At 65.6% G+C, this 16,969-nt stretch carries 17 protein-coding genes; 8 read left to right on the top strand and 9 right to left on the bottom strand.

The window, feature by feature from the left end:
• Nucleotides 1-1,842, bottom strand: a complete 1,842-nt coding sequence (locus LX70_RS02570; RefSeq protein WP_105512960.1) for an ABC-F family ATP-binding cassette domain-containing protein — start codon at nucleotides 1,840-1,842, stop codon at nucleotides 1-3.
• Nucleotides 1,843-2,087: 245 nt separating this feature from the next.
• Here LX70_RS02570 and ndk point away from each other — a divergent pair, with 245 nt between their 5' ends.
• Entirely contained in the window at nucleotides 2,088-2,510 is a 423-nt protein-coding gene (gene ndk, locus LX70_RS02565; RefSeq protein WP_105512959.1) for a nucleoside-diphosphate kinase, read from the top strand.
• A 6-nt stretch (nucleotides 2,511-2,516) separates the two neighbouring features.
• On the opposite strand, the gene LX70_RS02560 is transcribed toward ndk, so the two are convergent.
• The 4 genes from LX70_RS02560 to LX70_RS02550 form a co-directional block, all read right to left on the bottom strand.
• Nucleotides 2,517-2,852, bottom strand: a complete 336-nt coding sequence (locus LX70_RS02560; protein ID WP_105512958.1) for a TfoX/Sxy family protein — start codon at nucleotides 2,850-2,852, stop codon at nucleotides 2,517-2,519.
• Nucleotides 2,853-2,909: 57 nt separating this feature from the next.
• The gene (locus LX70_RS20620; RefSeq protein WP_170076098.1) at nucleotides 2,910-3,071 is read right to left on the bottom strand and encodes a hypothetical protein; all 162 of its coding nucleotides are present in this window, start codon (nucleotides 3,069-3,071) and stop codon (nucleotides 2,910-2,912) included.
• A gap of 283 nt (nucleotides 3,072-3,354) precedes the next feature.
• On the bottom strand, nucleotides 3,355-3,915 hold the full coding sequence (locus tag LX70_RS02555) for a DUF4202 domain-containing protein (RefSeq protein ID WP_105512957.1): 561 nt from the start codon (nucleotides 3,913-3,915) through the stop codon (nucleotides 3,355-3,357).
• Between the two features lie 14 nt (nucleotides 3,916-3,929).
• Complete coding sequence (locus LX70_RS02550; protein WP_342747664.1) at nucleotides 3,930-5,369, bottom strand: phosphomannomutase; 1,440 nt, start codon at nucleotides 5,367-5,369, stop codon at nucleotides 3,930-3,932.
• Between the two features lie 229 nt (nucleotides 5,370-5,598).
• On the opposite strand from LX70_RS02550, the gene LX70_RS02545 reads away from it, so the two are divergent.
• Both LX70_RS02545 and LX70_RS02540 read left to right on the top strand, forming a co-directional pair.
• A complete protein-coding gene (locus LX70_RS02545) occupies nucleotides 5,599-7,011 on the top strand; it encodes a mannose-1-phosphate guanylyltransferase/mannose-6-phosphate isomerase (RefSeq protein ID WP_211301651.1) in 1,413 nt (470 codons plus the stop codon).
• 79 nt (nucleotides 7,012-7,090) lie between these two features.
• A complete protein-coding gene (locus LX70_RS02540) occupies nucleotides 7,091-7,801 on the top strand; it encodes a methyltransferase domain-containing protein (RefSeq protein ID WP_105512954.1) in 711 nt (236 codons plus the stop codon).
• Nucleotides 7,802-7,830: 29 nt separating this feature from the next.
• Here LX70_RS02540 and asnB read toward each other — a convergent pair whose 3' ends face one another.
• A complete protein-coding gene (gene asnB, locus LX70_RS02535) occupies nucleotides 7,831-9,783 on the bottom strand; it encodes an asparagine synthase (glutamine-hydrolyzing) (protein ID WP_105512953.1) in 1,953 nt (650 codons plus the stop codon).
• A 199-nt stretch (nucleotides 9,784-9,982) separates the two neighbouring features.
• Nucleotides 9,983-10,759, bottom strand: a complete 777-nt coding sequence (locus LX70_RS02530) for a class I SAM-dependent methyltransferase (protein ID WP_105513561.1) — start codon at nucleotides 10,757-10,759, stop codon at nucleotides 9,983-9,985.
• Nucleotides 10,760-10,862: 103 nt separating this feature from the next.
• On the opposite strand from LX70_RS02530, the gene LX70_RS02525 reads away from it, so the two are divergent.
• Nucleotides 10,863-12,002, top strand: coding sequence for a glycosyltransferase family 4 protein (locus LX70_RS02525; RefSeq protein ID WP_105512952.1), 1,140 nt, complete (start codon nucleotides 10,863-10,865; stop codon nucleotides 12,000-12,002).
• Between the two features lie 66 nt (nucleotides 12,003-12,068).
• Here LX70_RS02525 and LX70_RS02520 read toward each other — a convergent pair whose 3' ends face one another.
• A complete protein-coding gene (locus tag LX70_RS02520; RefSeq protein WP_105512951.1) occupies nucleotides 12,069-12,527 on the bottom strand; it encodes an Lrp/AsnC family transcriptional regulator in 459 nt (152 codons plus the stop codon).
• 114 nt (nucleotides 12,528-12,641) lie between these two features.
• Here LX70_RS02520 and LX70_RS02515 point away from each other — a divergent pair, with 114 nt between their 5' ends.
• The 3 genes from LX70_RS02515 to LX70_RS02505 all read left to right on the top strand — a co-directional run bounded on the left by LX70_RS02515 (nucleotide 12,642) and on the right by LX70_RS02505 (nucleotide 15,285).
• Nucleotides 12,642-12,848: a DUF6356 family protein gene (locus LX70_RS02515; RefSeq protein ID WP_211301650.1), complete on the top strand. Its 207-nt coding sequence runs from the start codon at nucleotides 12,642-12,644 to the stop codon at nucleotides 12,846-12,848.
• Entirely contained in the window at nucleotides 12,849-13,640 is a 792-nt protein-coding gene (locus LX70_RS02510) for a class II glutamine amidotransferase (protein WP_105512949.1), read from the top strand.
• Between the two features lie 106 nt (nucleotides 13,641-13,746).
• On the top strand, nucleotides 13,747-15,285 hold the full coding sequence (locus tag LX70_RS02505; protein ID WP_105512948.1) for a trimethylamine methyltransferase family protein: 1,539 nt from the start codon (nucleotides 13,747-13,749) through the stop codon (nucleotides 15,283-15,285).
• Between the two features lie 58 nt (nucleotides 15,286-15,343).
• On the opposite strand, the gene LX70_RS02500 is transcribed toward LX70_RS02505, so the two are convergent.
• Nucleotides 15,344-15,634, bottom strand: coding sequence for a DUF6477 family protein (locus tag LX70_RS02500; RefSeq protein ID WP_105512947.1), 291 nt, complete (start codon nucleotides 15,632-15,634; stop codon nucleotides 15,344-15,346).
• Nucleotides 15,635-15,846: 212 nt separating this feature from the next.
• On the opposite strand from LX70_RS02500, the gene LX70_RS02495 reads away from it, so the two are divergent.
• The gene (locus tag LX70_RS02495; protein WP_105512946.1) at nucleotides 15,847-16,962 is read left to right on the top strand and encodes a DUF6456 domain-containing protein; all 1,116 of its coding nucleotides are present in this window, start codon (nucleotides 15,847-15,849) and stop codon (nucleotides 16,960-16,962) included.
• The last annotated feature ends 7 nt before the right edge of the window (nucleotides 16,963-16,969 follow it).

Below are 16,969 nucleotides of genomic sequence, written 5' to 3'. Positions count from 1 at the left end.
CTAAACCTCTGCTGCCTCAAGCTTTTCCGCCGCCTTGATCCAAAGGTCCTCGGCCCGGTCCAGCCCTTCCATAACCTCGGCGTATTTCTTCTGCCAGACGACCGCCTCACCGGGGCTGTCGTAAAGCTCCGGCCGCGCCAGTTTCACCGCCAGCTTGTCGCGCATGTCGTTCAGCTTCGCCAGCCGCTCCTCGCATTTGCGCACCTCGGCGCGCAGGGCCAGGATGGCGTCGCGGGACGGGCGCTCGGCCTTCGGTTTCGGCTTGGCCTGCTTTTCGGCGTCGTCGCCCGCCAGCAATTCCTTCCGGTAGCTCTCCAGATCGCCCTGATAGGGCGCGACCGCCCCGCCCTTGACCAGCCAGAGCCGGTCCGCGACCAGCCCCAGAAGGTGCATGTCGTGGCTGACAAGGATCACCGCGCCGGAATATTCGGTCAGCGCCTCCACCAGCGCCTCGCGGCTTTCGATGTCAAGGTGGTTGGTCGGTTCGTCAAGGATCAGCAGATGCGGCGCATCGAGCGTCGCCAGCAGGAGCGAGAGCCGCGCCTTCTGCCCGCCCGACAGCCGCGCGACGACGGTATCGGCCTGATCGGCGCCAAGCCCGAACCCCGCCAGCCGCGCGCGCAGCTTCGGCTGGCCTTCGTTCGGCCGCATGCGCAGGATATGCTGCAAGGGCGTCTCGTCCGTATGCAGCTCATCGACCTGATGCTGGGCGAAATAGCCGATCCGCAGCTTCGAGGAGCGCGTGATCTCCCCCCCCGCCGCGGGCAGTTTCCCCGCCAGAAGCTTCGACAGCGTCGATTTCCCCTCGCCATTGCGACCCAGAAGCGCGATCCGGTCGTCCTGGTCGATCCGCAGGGAAAGCCGCCGCAGGACCGGCGGCCCGTCATAGCCGACCGAGGCGCCCTCCATGGTGATGATCGGCGGCGAGAGTTGCTCCGGCTCGGGGAAGGTGAAGACGACCTTCTTCGCCTCTTCCGGCGCCAGGATCGGCGTCATCTTCTCCAGCATCTTCACGCGGCTCTGCGCCTGGACGGCCTTCGACGCCTTGGCCTTGAAGCGGTCGACGAAGCTTTGCAGATGCGCCCGCCGCGCCGCCTGCTTCTTGGCCTCCGCCGCCTGCACCGCGCGCTGTTCGGCACGCTGGCGCGCGAACTGGTCGTAAGGCCCGGTCCAGTAGGTCAGCTTGCGGTTCTCCAGATGCAGGATGCCGCCCACGGCGCGGTTCAGAAGGCCGCGATCGTGGCTGATGATGATGACCGTATGGGGGTATTTCGCCAGATAGCTTTCCAGCCACAGCGCCCCTTCAAGGTCCAGATAGTTGGTCGGTTCGTCCAGAAGCAGATAGTCGGGCTGGGCAAACAGCACCCCCGCCAGCGCCACCCGCATCCGCCAGCCGCCCGAAAAATCCGAACAGGGGCGCAGCTGATCCTCAAGATCGAAGCCCAAGCCCTTGAGGATCGACGATGCCCGCGCCTCTGCCGACCAGGCGTCGATATCGGCCAGCCGGTGCTGGATCTCGGCGATCCGGTGCGGATCGGTCGCGTGATCGGCCTCGGCCATCAGCGCGGCGCGCTCCTCATCGGCGGCCAGAACCGTGTCGAGCAGCGAGACGGAGGACGACGGCACCTCCTGCGCCACGCCGCCGATCTTCGCGCGTTGGGGCAGCGTGATCGCGCCGCCTTCCAGCGCCAGTTCGCCCCGGATCAGCCGGAAGAGCGTTGTCTTGCCCGCGCCGTTCGCGCCGACAAGACCGACCTTGTGGCCGGTGGGAATGGTTGCCGAGGCGCCCTCGAAAAGGGGCCGCCCCTCGACCGAATAGGTGATGTCACTGATCCGTAGCATGGCAAGCGCCTTAGCAGACCGCGCCCGCTTGCGAAAGCGGCCCCGCGCCTGCGGCTTCTTCGTTGTGACAATACTCCGGGGTCGTTCATTGGGCGCCATTGGTTCAAGCCCAATGGACGACGGGCAGCGCCCCGCTCCGTCCCCGCCGAGCCCCGTGCCGTCTTTTCAATCCGGCGCCGCCATGCTAGCAGGCGCGCAATCGAATTCGGCCGGGCGCTCCGGCCCCTGAGAAAAGGCACGAAGACATGGCGACCGAACGCACGCTTTCCATCATCAAACCCGACGCGACCCGTCGCAACCTGACCGGCAAGATCAACGCCAAGTTCGAGGAAGCGGGCCTTCGCATCGTCGCGCAGAAGCGCATCAAGCTGTCGATGGAGCAGGCCGGCAAGTTCTATGAGGTCCACAAGGAGCGTCCCTTCTACGGCGAGCTGTGCGAATTCATGGCCTCCGAGCCGGTTGTGGTGCAGGTGCTGGAGGGTGAGAACGCCATCGCGAAGAACCGCGAAGTGATGGGCGCGACCAACCCGGCCAATGCCGACGAAGGTACGATCCGCAAGGAATTCGCCCTCTCGGTCGGCGAGAACTCCGTCCACGGTTCCGACGCGCCGGAAACCGCCGCGGTCGAGATCGCCTATTTCTTCTCGGGCCTCGAACTGGTCGGGTAATTCACCCTACCGGCGCACGCCCACACCGATTTCATCAAGGGCCGCTTCCAGCCGGAGGCGGCCCTTGTCGTTGCCGCCAAGGCTGGCCTTCAGCGCGTCGAAGCGTTTGCGCAGGGCCTGCTTTTCCGCGCCCCGGCAGTCGTTCCAGGGGCGGCCCTGCAAGCCCATGACAAGCGCGTAATAGCCGATGAAATGCGGTTTCGTGCCTGCGCGCATAAGGCGCAGATAGGCCGCGTCCGGGCCAAGCGCGATCAACTCCTCGGCTGAATGGATACCGGCCCGCGCGAAACCGTCCTCGGAGGCGGGGCCGAGATTGGGGATGTCAGAGACCGGGCGGGGCATGTCGGCGTCCTGTTGCGGAACGCCGATGCTAATGCCTGCCCGGCCGGTCGAAAAGGTCTAGATCGAGGCCCAGTCGGTGATCTGCGTGGCCTGCATCTGATCGGAGGGTTTCTTGCCCTCGCGCCGGGGTGTGTCCTGGCGGTCGCCCTGCTGGCGCTGTGCCGAGACACCCTCACGCTCGGGCATGTCGTTCGAACCCATCTGCTTCGGCGTTTCCATCTTCCCGTTCCTTCCCAACGACCCCTCGGGGCCGCAATTACGCGCCTGTCCTCAGGCCATGCTCACTCACCACGGTGGCTTTGGCGCGGCGCAGATATGGCCGGAGCCGGTCACCGTCAAGAGATTCTGAGGGCAGATTTCGATCCGCTCAACAGCGGCCGATCAGAACCGCGTGATTAGAGTCATTCCGGCAACATTTCCGGGGCCGGACCCGGCACAAATGCCCATGCCGAAACGGGTTGGCGGGCATGTTGCAGTTGCGGCAAGCGCGATGGTTGCAGACTCAGGCGCGGAAGGCGGCGGCGAAGGGTTCGGGCAGGTCGAATTCGGTCAGAGCGCGGGCGCGGGCCTCGGGCGACATCTTGCGCGCGGTGCGGGCGACGATGCGCTCAAGCTCGGCCGGGTCGCGGTCGGTCGCGAAGGGGGCGAAGTACCAGCGCAGGAAGGTGAAGCAGATCACATCCTCAAGCGCCTGCACCAGATCGTCGCGCTTGATCCCTTCCTTGCGGATCATGCGGCCGACCTGATCGACGCTGTCGGCATCGTATCCGGCGGCGGCCATGATCTCCCCCACGCGGCGGGCGTGAAAGGCGCCAAGGTCGCGGCGCCAGGTCAGGTAGCCCTCGCGCCCCTCGGGATAGGCGTTGCGGGGCGAGGTCCAGCGTTCGATATGCTGGCCCCGCGCGGCGATCTTCAGGATGTCCGGCGCGTCCGGGTGCAGGCGGGCGAGTTCCCCGGTCATCCGCTGGCCGTAAAGCAGCGCGGCGGGTGCGCCTTCGCTTTGGTCCGGGTCGGCGGCGTTGGCCTGGTCGATGGCGGTCAGGACGGTGTCGAGGCGGGTCATGGTCTGTCTCCCGGTCAGGTGCGAAGGGCGGCGATACGGGCCAGGGTGTCGGCGACCAGCGCGGTGGCGGCCGGTGCATCGCCGGCCTCGGCGTAGCAGCGCAGTTCCGGCGCGTTGCCGGAGGGGCGCAGGTGAAGGATGGTGCCGTCCGCAAAGCTGATGCGCAACCCGTCGGTGCGGTCGGTGGCGGTTTCGGTCGCGCCGAAAAAGGCCGCGCGGCGGGCCGCATCGTCGGAAAGGCCCGCGACGAAGGCGTGCGACCAGTCGGTCGGGACGTTCTCCAGCCGGTCGGAGGCGGTGTGGCGGGCGGGGAGGGCGGCGATAAGCTGGCTCAGCGGTTTGCCCTGACGCGCGACCTCGGCCAGCGTGGCGATGATGGGCAGGAAGGCGTCGCGGGTCATCAGGGGCGGCAGGGGACCGGCGGGGCCTTGGGCGGTGAAGCCCAGCAGGACGCCGCCATTGGCCTCGAACCCCACGGTTTTCGCGCTTTCCGGCTGCGCCTCCATCCCCGCGATGACGAAGGGGGAGCCGATCCTTGTGCGCAGGGTCGTGGCGAAGGCGCCCGTGGCCTCGATCATCGTGTTAGAGGAGACGGGCGTGACGACGGTCTCCGCCCCCAGTGCCATCGCGGTCAGGGTGCCGATGACATCGCCGGGGATCACGCGGCCGGTCGCGTCGGTGACCAAGGGGCGGTCGGCATCGCCGTCGGTGGAGAGGATGGCGTCATAGCCGCCCTTCGCCGCCCAGTCGGCCAGCGTCTTGCGGGTCTCGGCGCTGACCGCCTCGGTATCCAGCGGCACGAAGTGATCCGACCGGCCGAGCGGCGTGACCTTGGCGCCAAGGGCTGCCAGAACCTCAGCCAGCAGATCGCGGGCGACGGAACTGTGTTGATAGAGGCCGACCGAAAGGCCCGACAGCGCGGCGCCATAGGCGCGGGTATAGCGCGCCGCATAGGTGTGGCGGGCGGCGGGGGTAACCTCGGGCCGTGCGGTCGCGCCCGGCGGGGCTTCGCGAAACCCGGCGAGGATCGCGGCCTCATCGGCCTTCGTGATCTCCCCCGTCGCGGTGTAGAACTTCAGCCCGTTGCGGTCGGCGGGGATGTGGCTGCCGGTGACCATGACCGCGGGCGCCGCCGCCGTCATGGCGGCCAGCGCCAGCGCGGGCGTCGGCACCTCGCCACAATCGAGGACGGTCAGGCCAAGTCCGGCGGCGGTATCGGCGACGGTGGCGGCAATGCGGGTGGATGAGGGGCGCAGGTCACGTCCGATCATCAGCCGCCCGTCATGCGGGATGGCTGTCAGAAACGCGCGGACATAGCCCGCGCAAAGCGGATCGGTCAGGTCGCAGACCCGCCCGCGCAGGCCGCTGGTGCCGAATTTCGGGGCCTCGGGCAGGGGCTTTCCTTTCTGCGCTTTGCTGGCGCAACGATTGGGCGAATTCCGGCGCCGAGGCAAGCCGCAGGGCGCCCCGATTGGCGGCGGGGCGGGCCGAAAGGGAAACCCCGCCGGTGATTGTTGCCGAAACGTGTCGGATTGGGCGGGACGGTCCGGGAAATCTCGCCTATCGAGGGAATCCGGGATAGATTTGATCGCGGCGATTTGAGGTTGTCGCCGGGACCCTAACCGCTTGATGTGACGATGATCCGCCGCCAGGGCGCGCGGGACGAAGGACACGGACGACGACGTGACAGGACAGACGGACATGATCCTTCCCGTGATCCTTTGCGGCGGGACCGGCACGCGGCTTTGGCCGGTGTCGCGCGAAGGCATGGCCAAGCCGCTTCTGCCGATCCTTGGCGCGGAGACGATGCTGCAATCGACGCTGCGCCGGGTGCTGGCCAAGGGCTTCGCCGCGCCGGTCGTGATCGGCGCCCACCCGGTCCGCTTCACGATCCGCGACCAGACCGCCGCCGTGGCCCCGAACGCCCGCGTGGTGATCGAGCCGGAGCGGCGCGATACGCTGGCGGCGGTGCTGCTGGCCGCCGGGGTCGCCGCGAAGGACGATCCCGATACGCTGGTCGCCGTCATGCCCTCGGACCACCTGATCGCCGATGTCGCCGCGTTTCATGACGCGGTGCGGGTCGCCGCCGGATCGGTGCGCCGGTCGGGGGTCGCGGTCATCGGCGTGGTGCCGGAGGGGCCGGAGACGGGGCTGGGCTATATCAAGCCGGGCGCCATGGACGACGGTGGCACCGCGCCGGTCGCGCGTTTCGTGGAAAAGCCGGACGCGGGGCGGGCGGCGGCGCTTCTGGACGAAGGCTGGCTCTGGAATGCGGGGATTTTCTGTTTCCGCGCCGGGTGGCTGCTGGATACGGTCGGGGCGGCAGAGCCGGAGACGGTCGCGGCGGTTCGCGACGCGGTGGCGGCGATGAAAACCGATCTGGGGATGGAGGTGCCGGGGCCGCGCTTTGGCGAGATCCGTGCGATTTCTTTCGATCACGGCTTCATGGAAGGCGCGACCGAGGCGCGCGTGGCGCCGGGGCGCTTTCACTGGTCGGACGTGGGTGACTGGGACGCGGTCTGGGCGGAATCGCCCAAGGATGGCGGCGGCAACGCGATCCGGGGTGACGGGGTCGCCTATGACGCGAAGGACAACCTGATCCATTCCGAGGGCCGCCTTGTCGCCGCCGTGGGCGTCGAGGGGCTGGCCATCGTGGAAACACCCGACGCGATCCTTGTGACGCGGCGTGACTATGCGCAGGAGGTGAAAGGCCTTGTCGGTGCGCTGAAGGGGCAGGCGCGGGTCGAGGCGGTCGAACATATCCGCAATCACCGGCCCTGGGGCTGGCATCAGACCACGGATCTGGGCGACCGCTTCCGGGTCAAGCGGATCGTGGTGACGCCGGGGGCGAAACTGTCGCTGCAAAAGCACCACCACCGCGCGGAACACTGGGTCGTGGTGCGCGGCACGGCGGAGATCACCATCGACGAGGTGGTCAAGACCTGCCACGAGAATGAAAGCGTCTATATCCCGATCGGCGCCGTTCACCGGCTGGCCAATCCGGGGCGCATCCCGCTTGAGATCATCGAAGTGCAGACCGGGACCTATCTTGAGGAAGATGATATAATCAGGCTTGAGGATCAGTTCGGGCGCTGAGCGCGCCCGGCCAATTGGACGATGAATTTCGATAAGGACTTTGGCCGCGAGGACGGCACAGGAAACAAAGGAGTGAGACATGGGTGTTGGACATAATATCGAGGCCGAGAACGCGGGCTGGAGCTTTGCCGGCAAGACCTCGGAGACCTTCGTCGAGCATATCAAGCAATCGGTGCCGCTTTACGCCGAGGGGCATGACATTGTCTGCCAGCTCAGCGATTTCTTCGTGTCCGATAACAGCGTGTGTTACGAGATCGGGACCTCCACCGGCGAGTTGCTGAAGAAGCTCGCGGTTCACAACAAGACCAAGCCCGGCGCGCGCTGGATCGGTATCGACCCGGTGGCGGAGATGGTGGAGACGGCAAAGCAGCACTGCGCCGACGTCAAGAACATCCAGCTTCTGCATGACGATGCGCGGCTTTTCGAGTACGAACCGGCCGACATGATCGTGTCCTATTACACGATCCAGTTCATACCGCCGCGCGACCGCCAGCAGTTGATCGACCGTATCTACCAGTCGCTGAACTGGGGCGGCGCCTTCGTGATGTTCGAAAAGGTCCGCGCGCCGGATGCGCGGTTTCAGGACATCCTCACCCAGCTTTACGCCGATTTCAAACTGCGCAACGGGTTCGATTGCGAAGAGATCGTGATGAAGACCCGCAGCCTGAAGGGCATCCTTGAACCCTTCTCGACCCAGGGCAATATCGACATGATGAAGCGCGCGGGCTTCGTCGATATCACGACGGTACAGAAATCGCTCTGCTTCGAGGGGTTCTTCGCGATCAAGTGATCCGGGGCAGACGAGCCGATCTGACGAGATCAGACCGGGGCGGAGGGCAATTGGGCCGCTCCGCCCTTTTTCTTTGCCCCGGCGCGGCGTGTGCTGCGGGCCTCGCTTTCGGTCAGGATGCGGACGTGATCAGAGAGGAGCGCTGCCGGTGCCGCCTCTTCCTGCCGCTCGACGCAGATGCGCTGCCAGACGTCGAGATGCAGGAGCTTCAGCCGGAAGGTAGGTGACGCCTCGGCCACGAGGTCCGAAAACTGCCGCCGCGACAGCGACAGCATGTCGCCAAGGCCGGAGGTGGCGAAATAGCGTTCGGAAATGTCGAGACGCTGAAACACCGTGGTCCAGAAGCCGATCTTGATCCGCTGGCTGAGGTCGCGGGGGATGTAGCGGTCCGCCACCTCGCGCACGACCCATTTGTCGCGGATGAAGGGATGCGCCTTTTCCAGCGTGAAGGGCGAGAATTTCAGCTTGTGGCGCGCGGGCAGGTTGACGGCGAAATGCGCGATGCGGTTTTCCAGGAACGGAAAGCGCGCCTCGATGCTGGCGGCCATGCCCATCGTGTCGTTACGGTGCAAAAGCGTGCGCAGGTGGTGGTGCATGTAATCCAGCGTCCAGCGCATTCGGGGATCGCGCGCGGCGGCGCGACTGTGGCTGAGCGCGTCAGAGACCTTGTTGAGGTCGTCCAGCATCTCGCGCCCGTTCAGGATGTTGCGCACCTTCATCGCGTTCAACTGCTGTTCGGGCAGAAGGATCGTGCCGACCGCCGGGATGCGCCGGACGGCCCCCGCCAGCCCGTCGCGCATCCGGTCCCAGGCATCGGTGATCCGCTTGCGGCCAAGCCAGGGGTAGCCCAGGAACATCTCGTCCGACCCTTCCCCCGACAGAAGCCCCTTGACCCCGGTATCGCGCGCGAGCCCCGCGATCATCATCAGGGGGCCGCAATTGGGGTGATAGGTGAAGGGATAGCCGTAATGACGCATGACGCGCGGGATGGAGGTGACGAAATCCTGTTCGACCACGTCCACGGCGTTGAGTTCAAGCTTCAGGTGTCGGGCAAGGGCGCGGGCGGCCTCGACCTCGCTCCAGCTGCCGACGACATTGGCGTGAAAGAGTTCAATGGCGCTGTTGCTGCGGCTGGCCAGCGCCACGATCAGCGAGGAATCGACCCCGCCGGAACAGAAGGCGCCGACGCGGGCGTCGGCAAAGGCGTGAAGGCGGATCGAGTCGGTCATCAGCGCCTCGAACTCATCCACGATTTCGGTTTCCGAACGGCCCAGAAGGCGGTCGTATTCGCCGTCGTCGATGAAATCGGTCAGCGCGAAGAAGGGGCGGATGTCGGGGGCCTGACCGGGGGCGGCGGTCATCACCTCTCCCGGTCCAAGCTGGTAGATGCCGTCAAAGAACGTCACGCCGCGGGTCGGGCCGCCGAAGTTCATCAGATAGGCGGCGACGGTCCCGGCATGGGGGCGCATCTCCATCCAGGGGCCGAAGGCGGCGGTTTCGGAGGCGAAGATCAGCCGGTCGGCGGTTGCATGGTAATGCAGCGGTTTCATCCCGAACCGGTCGCGGGCCATCGTGACCTGCCGGGTTTTCAGATCCACCAGCGCGAAGGCGAACATGCCGTTCAGCTTTGGCAGCGCCACCTCGGCCCCTTGCCGCAGCAGCAGATACAGCAGCACCTCGGTGTCCGAGGTGGTGCGGAAGGTCTGGCCTTCCCCCTCAAGCTCTGCCTTCAACTCGTGGAAATTGTAGATCTCGCCGTTGAAGACCAGCGCGTAGCGGCCGGTTTCGTCCAGAAAGGGTTGGTTCGCGCGTTCGGACAGATCGACGAGGGACAGGCGATTGTGTCCAAGTCCGACACCATCGGCGGAGAAGACCCCGATGGAATCCGGCCCGCGATGGGTCTGGGTTTCGGCGCTTTGCCGGATCAATGACTTGTCTACGGTGCCGCCCCTGAACTCAACGACGCCGAAAATGCCGCACATACCAATCCACCCCGTTCAGGACGGTCACGCCAAACCACTCCGGCTGGAAAAACACCCGGTTTTTCCAGTCGAATGAAGACGGCCGGGCGGAAGCGGTGCTTCAACCCGGACGAACATTCCGATCCGCCGCAGCGGCTATGTCTGGCGAGAATCCGTCAATTATCGCGGAAGCGAGGCTAGCAGGATTTGCGGGGCATGCCTAGGTGCGCTTGACCGCGCGGACCATCACAAGAAGCTCATAATCCGGGTCGTTCTCGGCAAGTTCGACGGGATCAAGCTCACTCGCCGACAGGCCGTGAAGCGAGGCGATGGTGGTCAGGATATTGCCGTAGGACATCACCTCGATATTCGGGCGGCCGAAGACGTCGCCGAAGAGCCGTTTGCTCGATTGCGTGGTGAAATGCCAGTATTCGCCCCAATCATCGACCCCTTCGCGCCGCGCCACCTTGGTGATCCCGTGCGAGGTGGCCAGGACGACGCCGCCGGGTTTGAGGATGCGGTGCAGGTTGGCGATGGCCTTGTCGATCTCGAAGATCATCTGAAGCGTCTGGGTGATGACGATACAGTCGAAGGTGTTGTCCGGTACATGCAGACAATCCGTCAGATCGGCCACGATTGTCGCCTTGGGGTTACCCTCGACATAATTCATCACGTCGCTCTGCGTGACTTTCGCGCCACCGAATTTGGTGGTGTAAAGCGGTTCCCCCATCTCAAGCACGCGGCCCTTGATGTCGGCTTCGTGCGACTTCAGGAAGTCCTCGATATAGAAGCGTTCGACCGAAATCAGGTCGCGGTCGATGCCGAATATGGGGCTGATCGGGGTCAATCGGCGCAATCCGCCGAAATTGACCGTGCCGACGGGAACGGACTGAAGCTTGTAATGCCGCTGCTGCTTGCGGATCCACTTCCGCAGATCCTCGGGCAGCAGCTTTGTTGCAACGGCCCGGACCAAGCCGGAGACTTGCGCGCCAATCATGTCGGCCTTCCCCTTCATCGCGCCCCAATTCGGTCTATAAGGGCAGGCAAATTCTAGTCAAGGCAGCCCGACCGGGCTTTCGCCCGAGGAGTCCGTTGGTTCGATGCGCATTCTCCAGATCAACACCAATTTCCGTTCGGGCGGGATTCAGCGCCATATCCTCGACCTGACGGACTATCTGCGCGGGCAGGGGCATCGGGTCACGCTCTGCGGTGCGGGGGGCGACTGGCTTGAGGACGTGGCGGGGATGGATTACCAGCCGCTCGACCTGACGCGGGTGTCGCAAGAGGGCGGATCGACCGTCCGGCGTATGATCGGGCTTGCGGCGGTCGCGCGGCAGTTGCGCGCGATCCTGAAACGGTCCGACATCGACCTGATCCATTCGCATGAGACGGCCCCGGCGCTGGTGACCCGGCTCGCCGCCATGGGGCTGGGCATTCCGCATGTGATGACCCATCACGGCGCTGAACCCACGCGCGTGGATGAGGTGGCGCGGATCGCGCGCTTTTCGGCCGACTGGGTGCTGTCGCCCAGCAAGACGACGCTGGCGGCGCTGGTCGATCGCGGCGTGAAGCCGGAGCGCGCGCGCCAGCTTGGCCTTGGCATCGCGCATCAGCCCGCCCCCGATCCGGCCCGTGTCGCGGCGCTGCGGGCGGAGATCCTGCAAGGCGGGGAGGGGACCATCTGCCTTAGCCTGTCGCGGCTGGACCGGCAGAAGGGGATCGACCATATGATCGCGGTGGCGAAGGCGGCCGTGGCAACCCGCCCGGACCTGATCTTCTGCGTCGCCGGGCAGGGGCCGCTGACGGGCGAGGTGCAGGCCTGGGCCGAAGAGGCGGGCGTCGCGCGCCATTTCCGCTTTCCCGGCCCGGTGCGCAACGTGCCGGACTACCTCGCCGCCGCGGACATCTACCTTCTGACCTCGCGCTGGGAGGCGCTGCCGATTTCCATCGTCGAGGCGATGCGCGCGGGCCTGCCGGTGATCGCCACCGATTGTGGCGGGGTCAAGGAACTGGTCGATGAGGGAATCGGCCGGCTGCTGCCGGTGGGCGATATCGACGGGCTGACCGGCGCGGTGCTGGGGATCGCGGGTGACGAGGCCTTGCGCGCGCGCCTGGGCGCCGCGGCCCGCGCCCGCAGCCTTGAGGACCGGTTCGAGCCGGACAAGGTCCACGCGACCTATGCGGCGTTCTATCAGGACTGCATCGCGGCGGGGCGCCATAGCATTTCGGGTTTACACTGACTCAGAATTTGAACTTATTTCGTTCAAATTCTGATACTTACTTTCTCAGCGAAAACCCGAAACGCTTTAAACCGGCAGAACGGTCGTTTCCTTGATCTCTTCCATCACGAAACTGGCCGAGACATCGGCCAGTTCGATGCGGCTGACGATGGCCTGATAAAGCCGGTCGTAATCCTTCACATCGGCCACGCGGGCGCGGATCAGGTAGTCAAGCTCGCCGGTCATCCGGTAGGCGCCAAGGATCTCGGGCATGTCGCGCGTCACCTTCGCAAAGCGTTCCAGCCAGTCGGGCGCGTGACGGTCGGTGCGGATCATCATGAAGACGGTCAGGCCAAGGCCCAGCTTGGCCGGGTCCAGAAGCGCCGCGCGCCCGGTGATCGTGCCGTTTGCCTCCATCGCCTTGATCCGCCGCCAGACGGCGTTGCGCGACAGGCCGACCTTGTCCCCGATCTCATCCAGCGGCAGGGCCGCGTCGGCCTGGATCAGGCGCAGGATCTTTGCATCGAATGTGTCGATCTTCTCCATATTCCTCTTTATCGCGGGAAGTTTTCCACATATCAAGGGCAAGAGCAGATAAGAACGTGATCCGATCCCATGCAGACCGCGCTAGGTTTCCCGCCAAGGACAAGGGAGACCACCATGATCGCCAGACTTTTCACCGACCATCCCGCCAGCGTCGACGAAAGCTATCTTGAACACGCGGCTTTTGCGGCGAAGTTCTCGCTTGCGCTTTTCGGGGCGGCCTTTGCCGCCGCCATTCACGCAATCTTTCCCTTTGCCTTCGAAAAGACGGCAAGCGGCATCGTGGCGCGGCTTTACGCGCGGACCCATAACCGAGGCAAGTGAATGTGCAGATGGGCGGCCTATATCGGGGAACCGATCTTTCTTGAAGACATCGTCAGCCGCCCCGGCCATTCGCTGATCCATCAAAGCCAGTGCGCCACCGAATGCAAATCGGCCACCAATGCCGATGGCTTCGGCATCGCCTGGTATGGCGAGAGGGCCGAGCCGGGCCTGTTCTGCGACATCCTGCCCGCCTGGTCGGACCCGAACCTGAAATCGCTGACCGCTCAGGTCCGCTCACGCCTCTTCCTCGCCCATGTCCGCGCCTCCACCGGAACGGCCACCAGCCGCAACAACTGCCATCCCTTCGCGGTCGGGCGGTGGAGCTTCATGCACAATGGCCAGATCGGCGGCTATGACCGCTTTCGCCGCGATGCCGACATGCTGATCCCCGACGCGCTTTATGCCCATCGCAAGGGCGCCACGGATAGCGAGGCGCTGTTCCTGCTGGCGCTGGCCGAGGGGCTTGAGGGCGATCCGAAAGGCGCGCTGGAACGTGCGACGGCGCGGCTGGAAGGGCTGTCGCGGCAAAAGGGTGCAGCACCCCATGTCCGCATGACGGCCGCCTTTTCCGACGGCGCGCGCCTTTATGCGGTGCGCTACGCGACCGACGATCACGCGCCGACGCTTTATCACCGCTGGTCGGCCAGCCGCGGGGGCAGGGCGGTCGTCTCCGAACCGCTGGAAAGCGGAGAGGACTGGCTGGCAGTGTCGCCGGGCAGCTTCTGCACCTTCGACGGCACCGAGTGCCGGGTCGATACCTTCCGCCCGAACCCGGTCGCCGTGGCCGCCTGAGGGCGTGGAATGTCGTTTTCTCGCGCCAGATGACGTATCCCGCAACCGAAGCCCTTCGGTTGGGGGTAAAAGATGCTCAGATCAGCGACATCAGGAGATGCGAAAGATGAGCGAAGGGGCGGAAGGCCGCAGGGCAAGGGGTGGCGGTGGCGCGGCGCGGCGGGCCGAACGCACGGCCGTTCGGATCGAGGTCGCGAAATACATCGAGCGCAACATCCCGAACTTCGAGGTCCTCAACGATGAGGCGCTGTCCATCATCGAGGCGAATGCCGAAACGGTGCTGGAAGAGATCGGCGTCAACTTCGTCGAAAACCCCGAGGCGCTGGCGCGCTGGAAAGAGGCCGGGGCCGATGTGCGCGGCGAACGGGTGCGCCTGCCCAAGGGCCTTGCGCGCGAACTGTGCAAGACCGCGCCCTCATCCTATGTCCAGCACGCGCGCAACCCCGAACGTTCGGTGACGGTCGGCGGGCGCAACCTTGTCCTCGCCCCGGTCTACGGGCCGCCCTTCGTGCGCGATGCCGATGGCGGGCGGCGCTATGCCACGATCGACGACTTCCACAAGTTCGTGAAGCTCGCCTATATGTCGAAATGGCTGCACCATTCCGGCGGCACGGTCTGTGAGCCGACCGACGTGCCGGTGAACAAGCGCCACCTCGACATGCTGCTGGCGCATATGACGCTGTCGGACAAGCCCTATATGGGGTCCGTGACCGAACCCGTCCGCGCGCAGGATTCGGTCGAGATGTCGGACATCCTCTTTGGCGGGCTGAACGACCGCACGGTGATGACCTCGCTCATCAACATCAACTCGCCGCTGACCTTCGACGGCATCATGATGGGCGCGCTTGAGGTCTATGCCAGGGCCAACCAGGCGGCGATCATCTCTCCCTTCATCGTCGGTGGCGCGATGGCGCCGGTGACGGTCGCGGGGACGCTGACGCAGGTTCTGGCCGAGGTGCTGGCGGGCGTGGCCTACAGCCAGTTGATCCGCAAGGGCGCCCCGGTGATCTTCGGCGCCTTCGTGACCTCCATCGACATGAACTCCGGCGCGCCGACCTTCGGCACGCCCGAGGCGTCGCTTATCACCTATGGCGCGGGGCAACTGGCGCGGCGGCTGGGCCTGCCCTACCGCTCCGCGGGCGGCTTCACCGGGTCCAAGGTGCCGGACGCGCAGGCGGCCTATGAAAGCTCGAACTCGCTGAACATGGGGCTTCTGGCGGGGGTGAACTTCATGCTCCATTCCTGCGGCTGGCTGGAAGGGGGCCTTGTGTCCTCGTTCGAGAAATTCGTGATGGATGCCGACCAGCTGGGCGTGTTGCATGGCCTCGCCAAGGGCATCGACATCTCCGACAACGGTCAGGCGATGGACGCGATCCGCGAGGTGGGGCCGGGCGGCCATTACCTTGGCTGCGCCCATACCCAGGCGAATTTCAAGACCGCCTTCTGGCGTACCGAGCTGCTGGACTACAAGCCCTACGAGACCTGGGAAGAGGAAGGCGCGCGCGACACCATCGCGCTGGCCCGCAACCGCGTGACGAAGCTTCTGAACGACTATCAGAAGCCCGCGATCGACCCCGCGATCGAAGAGGCGCTGAACGACTACGTCGCGAAAAAGAAAGCCTCGATGCCTGACGCCTTCATGTAAGGCCAGAAGCCACGGACAAGGGAAGGGCCGTCGCCGAAAGGCGCGGCCCTTCGCCGTTTCAGGCGCCCTGCGGACGGGGCAGAAGCCGCGCCTCGCCGATCATCGCGATCAGGATCTCGATATGGCGGGCGAAGCTGTAGGTCGCCTGACCCTGGCGGCGCACCTCCTCGATCTCCGCCTCGGCGGCGATCAGCGCGTTCAGCGCGCGTTCGGGCGAGGGGGGCTCGGCCAGCCGCATCACCCGCTTCAGGTCGCGGTTGCGGTTATAGCCCATGGCACCCGCGCGCGCGGCCCGGATCAGAAGCTTGGGGCGGCGCAGGTTCGATACGAGGGCGAGAAGGTCGGTCATGGTCGTCTCCGGCTGATTGCAACCGAAAGATGAGGCCGGGCGCGCCTGTGTTGCGCGATGTTGCCGAAATGCGCGCGGTATACTGCAAAAATTTTAGAAAAATCCTCTGATTCTGCCTCTGTAACGCCGCTTTAACGAACGGGTAACGAATACAATTCACGGTTGCGTCTCGTTGTTAAGGCGACGTTAAGCGTCGCAGTCTTGGGGGACTCATGAACGGACCAGAACGCGACGGCGGGATGCCCGCCTGGCTTCCGCAGAATACGCGGCTCTACCTCAGCCATATCGAGGACGGCAAGTCGATCCGCGCCATTGCCCGCGAAGAGGGCTGCCATGCCTCGACCGTGCTGCGACGGATCCGCGCCTGCGAAAACCGGCGCGACGATCCGCTTGTCGACGATGCCCTGACTGCCCTTGGCCGGGCTGCCACCGGCCGCACCCACACCCCTTCCCACGCACAGGAAACCACTGAAATGACCGCACCGATCCGCCACCGCAAGGGCCGCCTGACCGATGAGGCCACCGTCAACCGCGAGGCGCGCCGCATCCTGCGGCGGCTTTGCGAGACGGGCGCCATCCTTGCCGTCGCGCAGGAGCTTGACAAGGCCGCCGTTCTGAAGGGCGAGGTCCGCATCGCCGTCGTCGACCGCGAGGTCGCGCAGGCCTTCGCGCTGAACGACTGGATCGCGGTGGAGCAGGCGGGCCGGGTCACGACCTACCGCATCACCTCGGCCGGGCGCGCGGCGCTGAAACGGCTCTTGGAGGAGCAGGCGGATACGACGGGCGCGGGCTTTGCCGAGGCACCGTCCTTCTTCGCCGCCCAGCACCGCGAATGGGGGGAGCGTGAGGTGATGGAAGAGGGCGCGGATCAGCCGCGCCGTGTTCGCTTCAACATCGCCGAAAGCCCGCTGTCGCTGCTGGCGCGGCGCAAGGACAAGGACGGCAAGGTCTTTCTGGCACCCGACCTTGTGGCGGCGGGCGAACGGTTGCGCGAGGATTTCGAACTGGCGCAGATGGGGCCGCGCATCGCGCAGAACTGGGAAAGGTTCCTGACCGCCGGGGACCGGGGCAGTTTCGCGCCTGATGGCGGCATCGGCGGCGGATCGGCCCGCGCGCGCGAACGGGTGGCGGCGGCGTTGCGCGACCTTGGTCCCGGCCTTGGCGACATGGTGCTGCGCTGCTGCTGTTTCCTCGAAGGGCTGGAGGCGGCGGAAAAGCGCCTTGGCTGGTCGGCGCGGTCGGGCAAGATCGTGCTGCGCATCGCGCTGCTGCGGCTGAAGCGGCATTATGACGACATCAACGGCGGCCGCGCGCCGCTGATCGGCTGACATGCGA

The organism is Albidovulum denitrificans, assembly GCF_002973535.1.
Classification (GTDB): Bacteria; Pseudomonadota; Alphaproteobacteria; order Rhodobacterales; family Rhodobacteraceae; genus Albidovulum; species Albidovulum denitrificans.
This window is presented reverse-complemented; position numbering and strand designations above follow the sequence as displayed.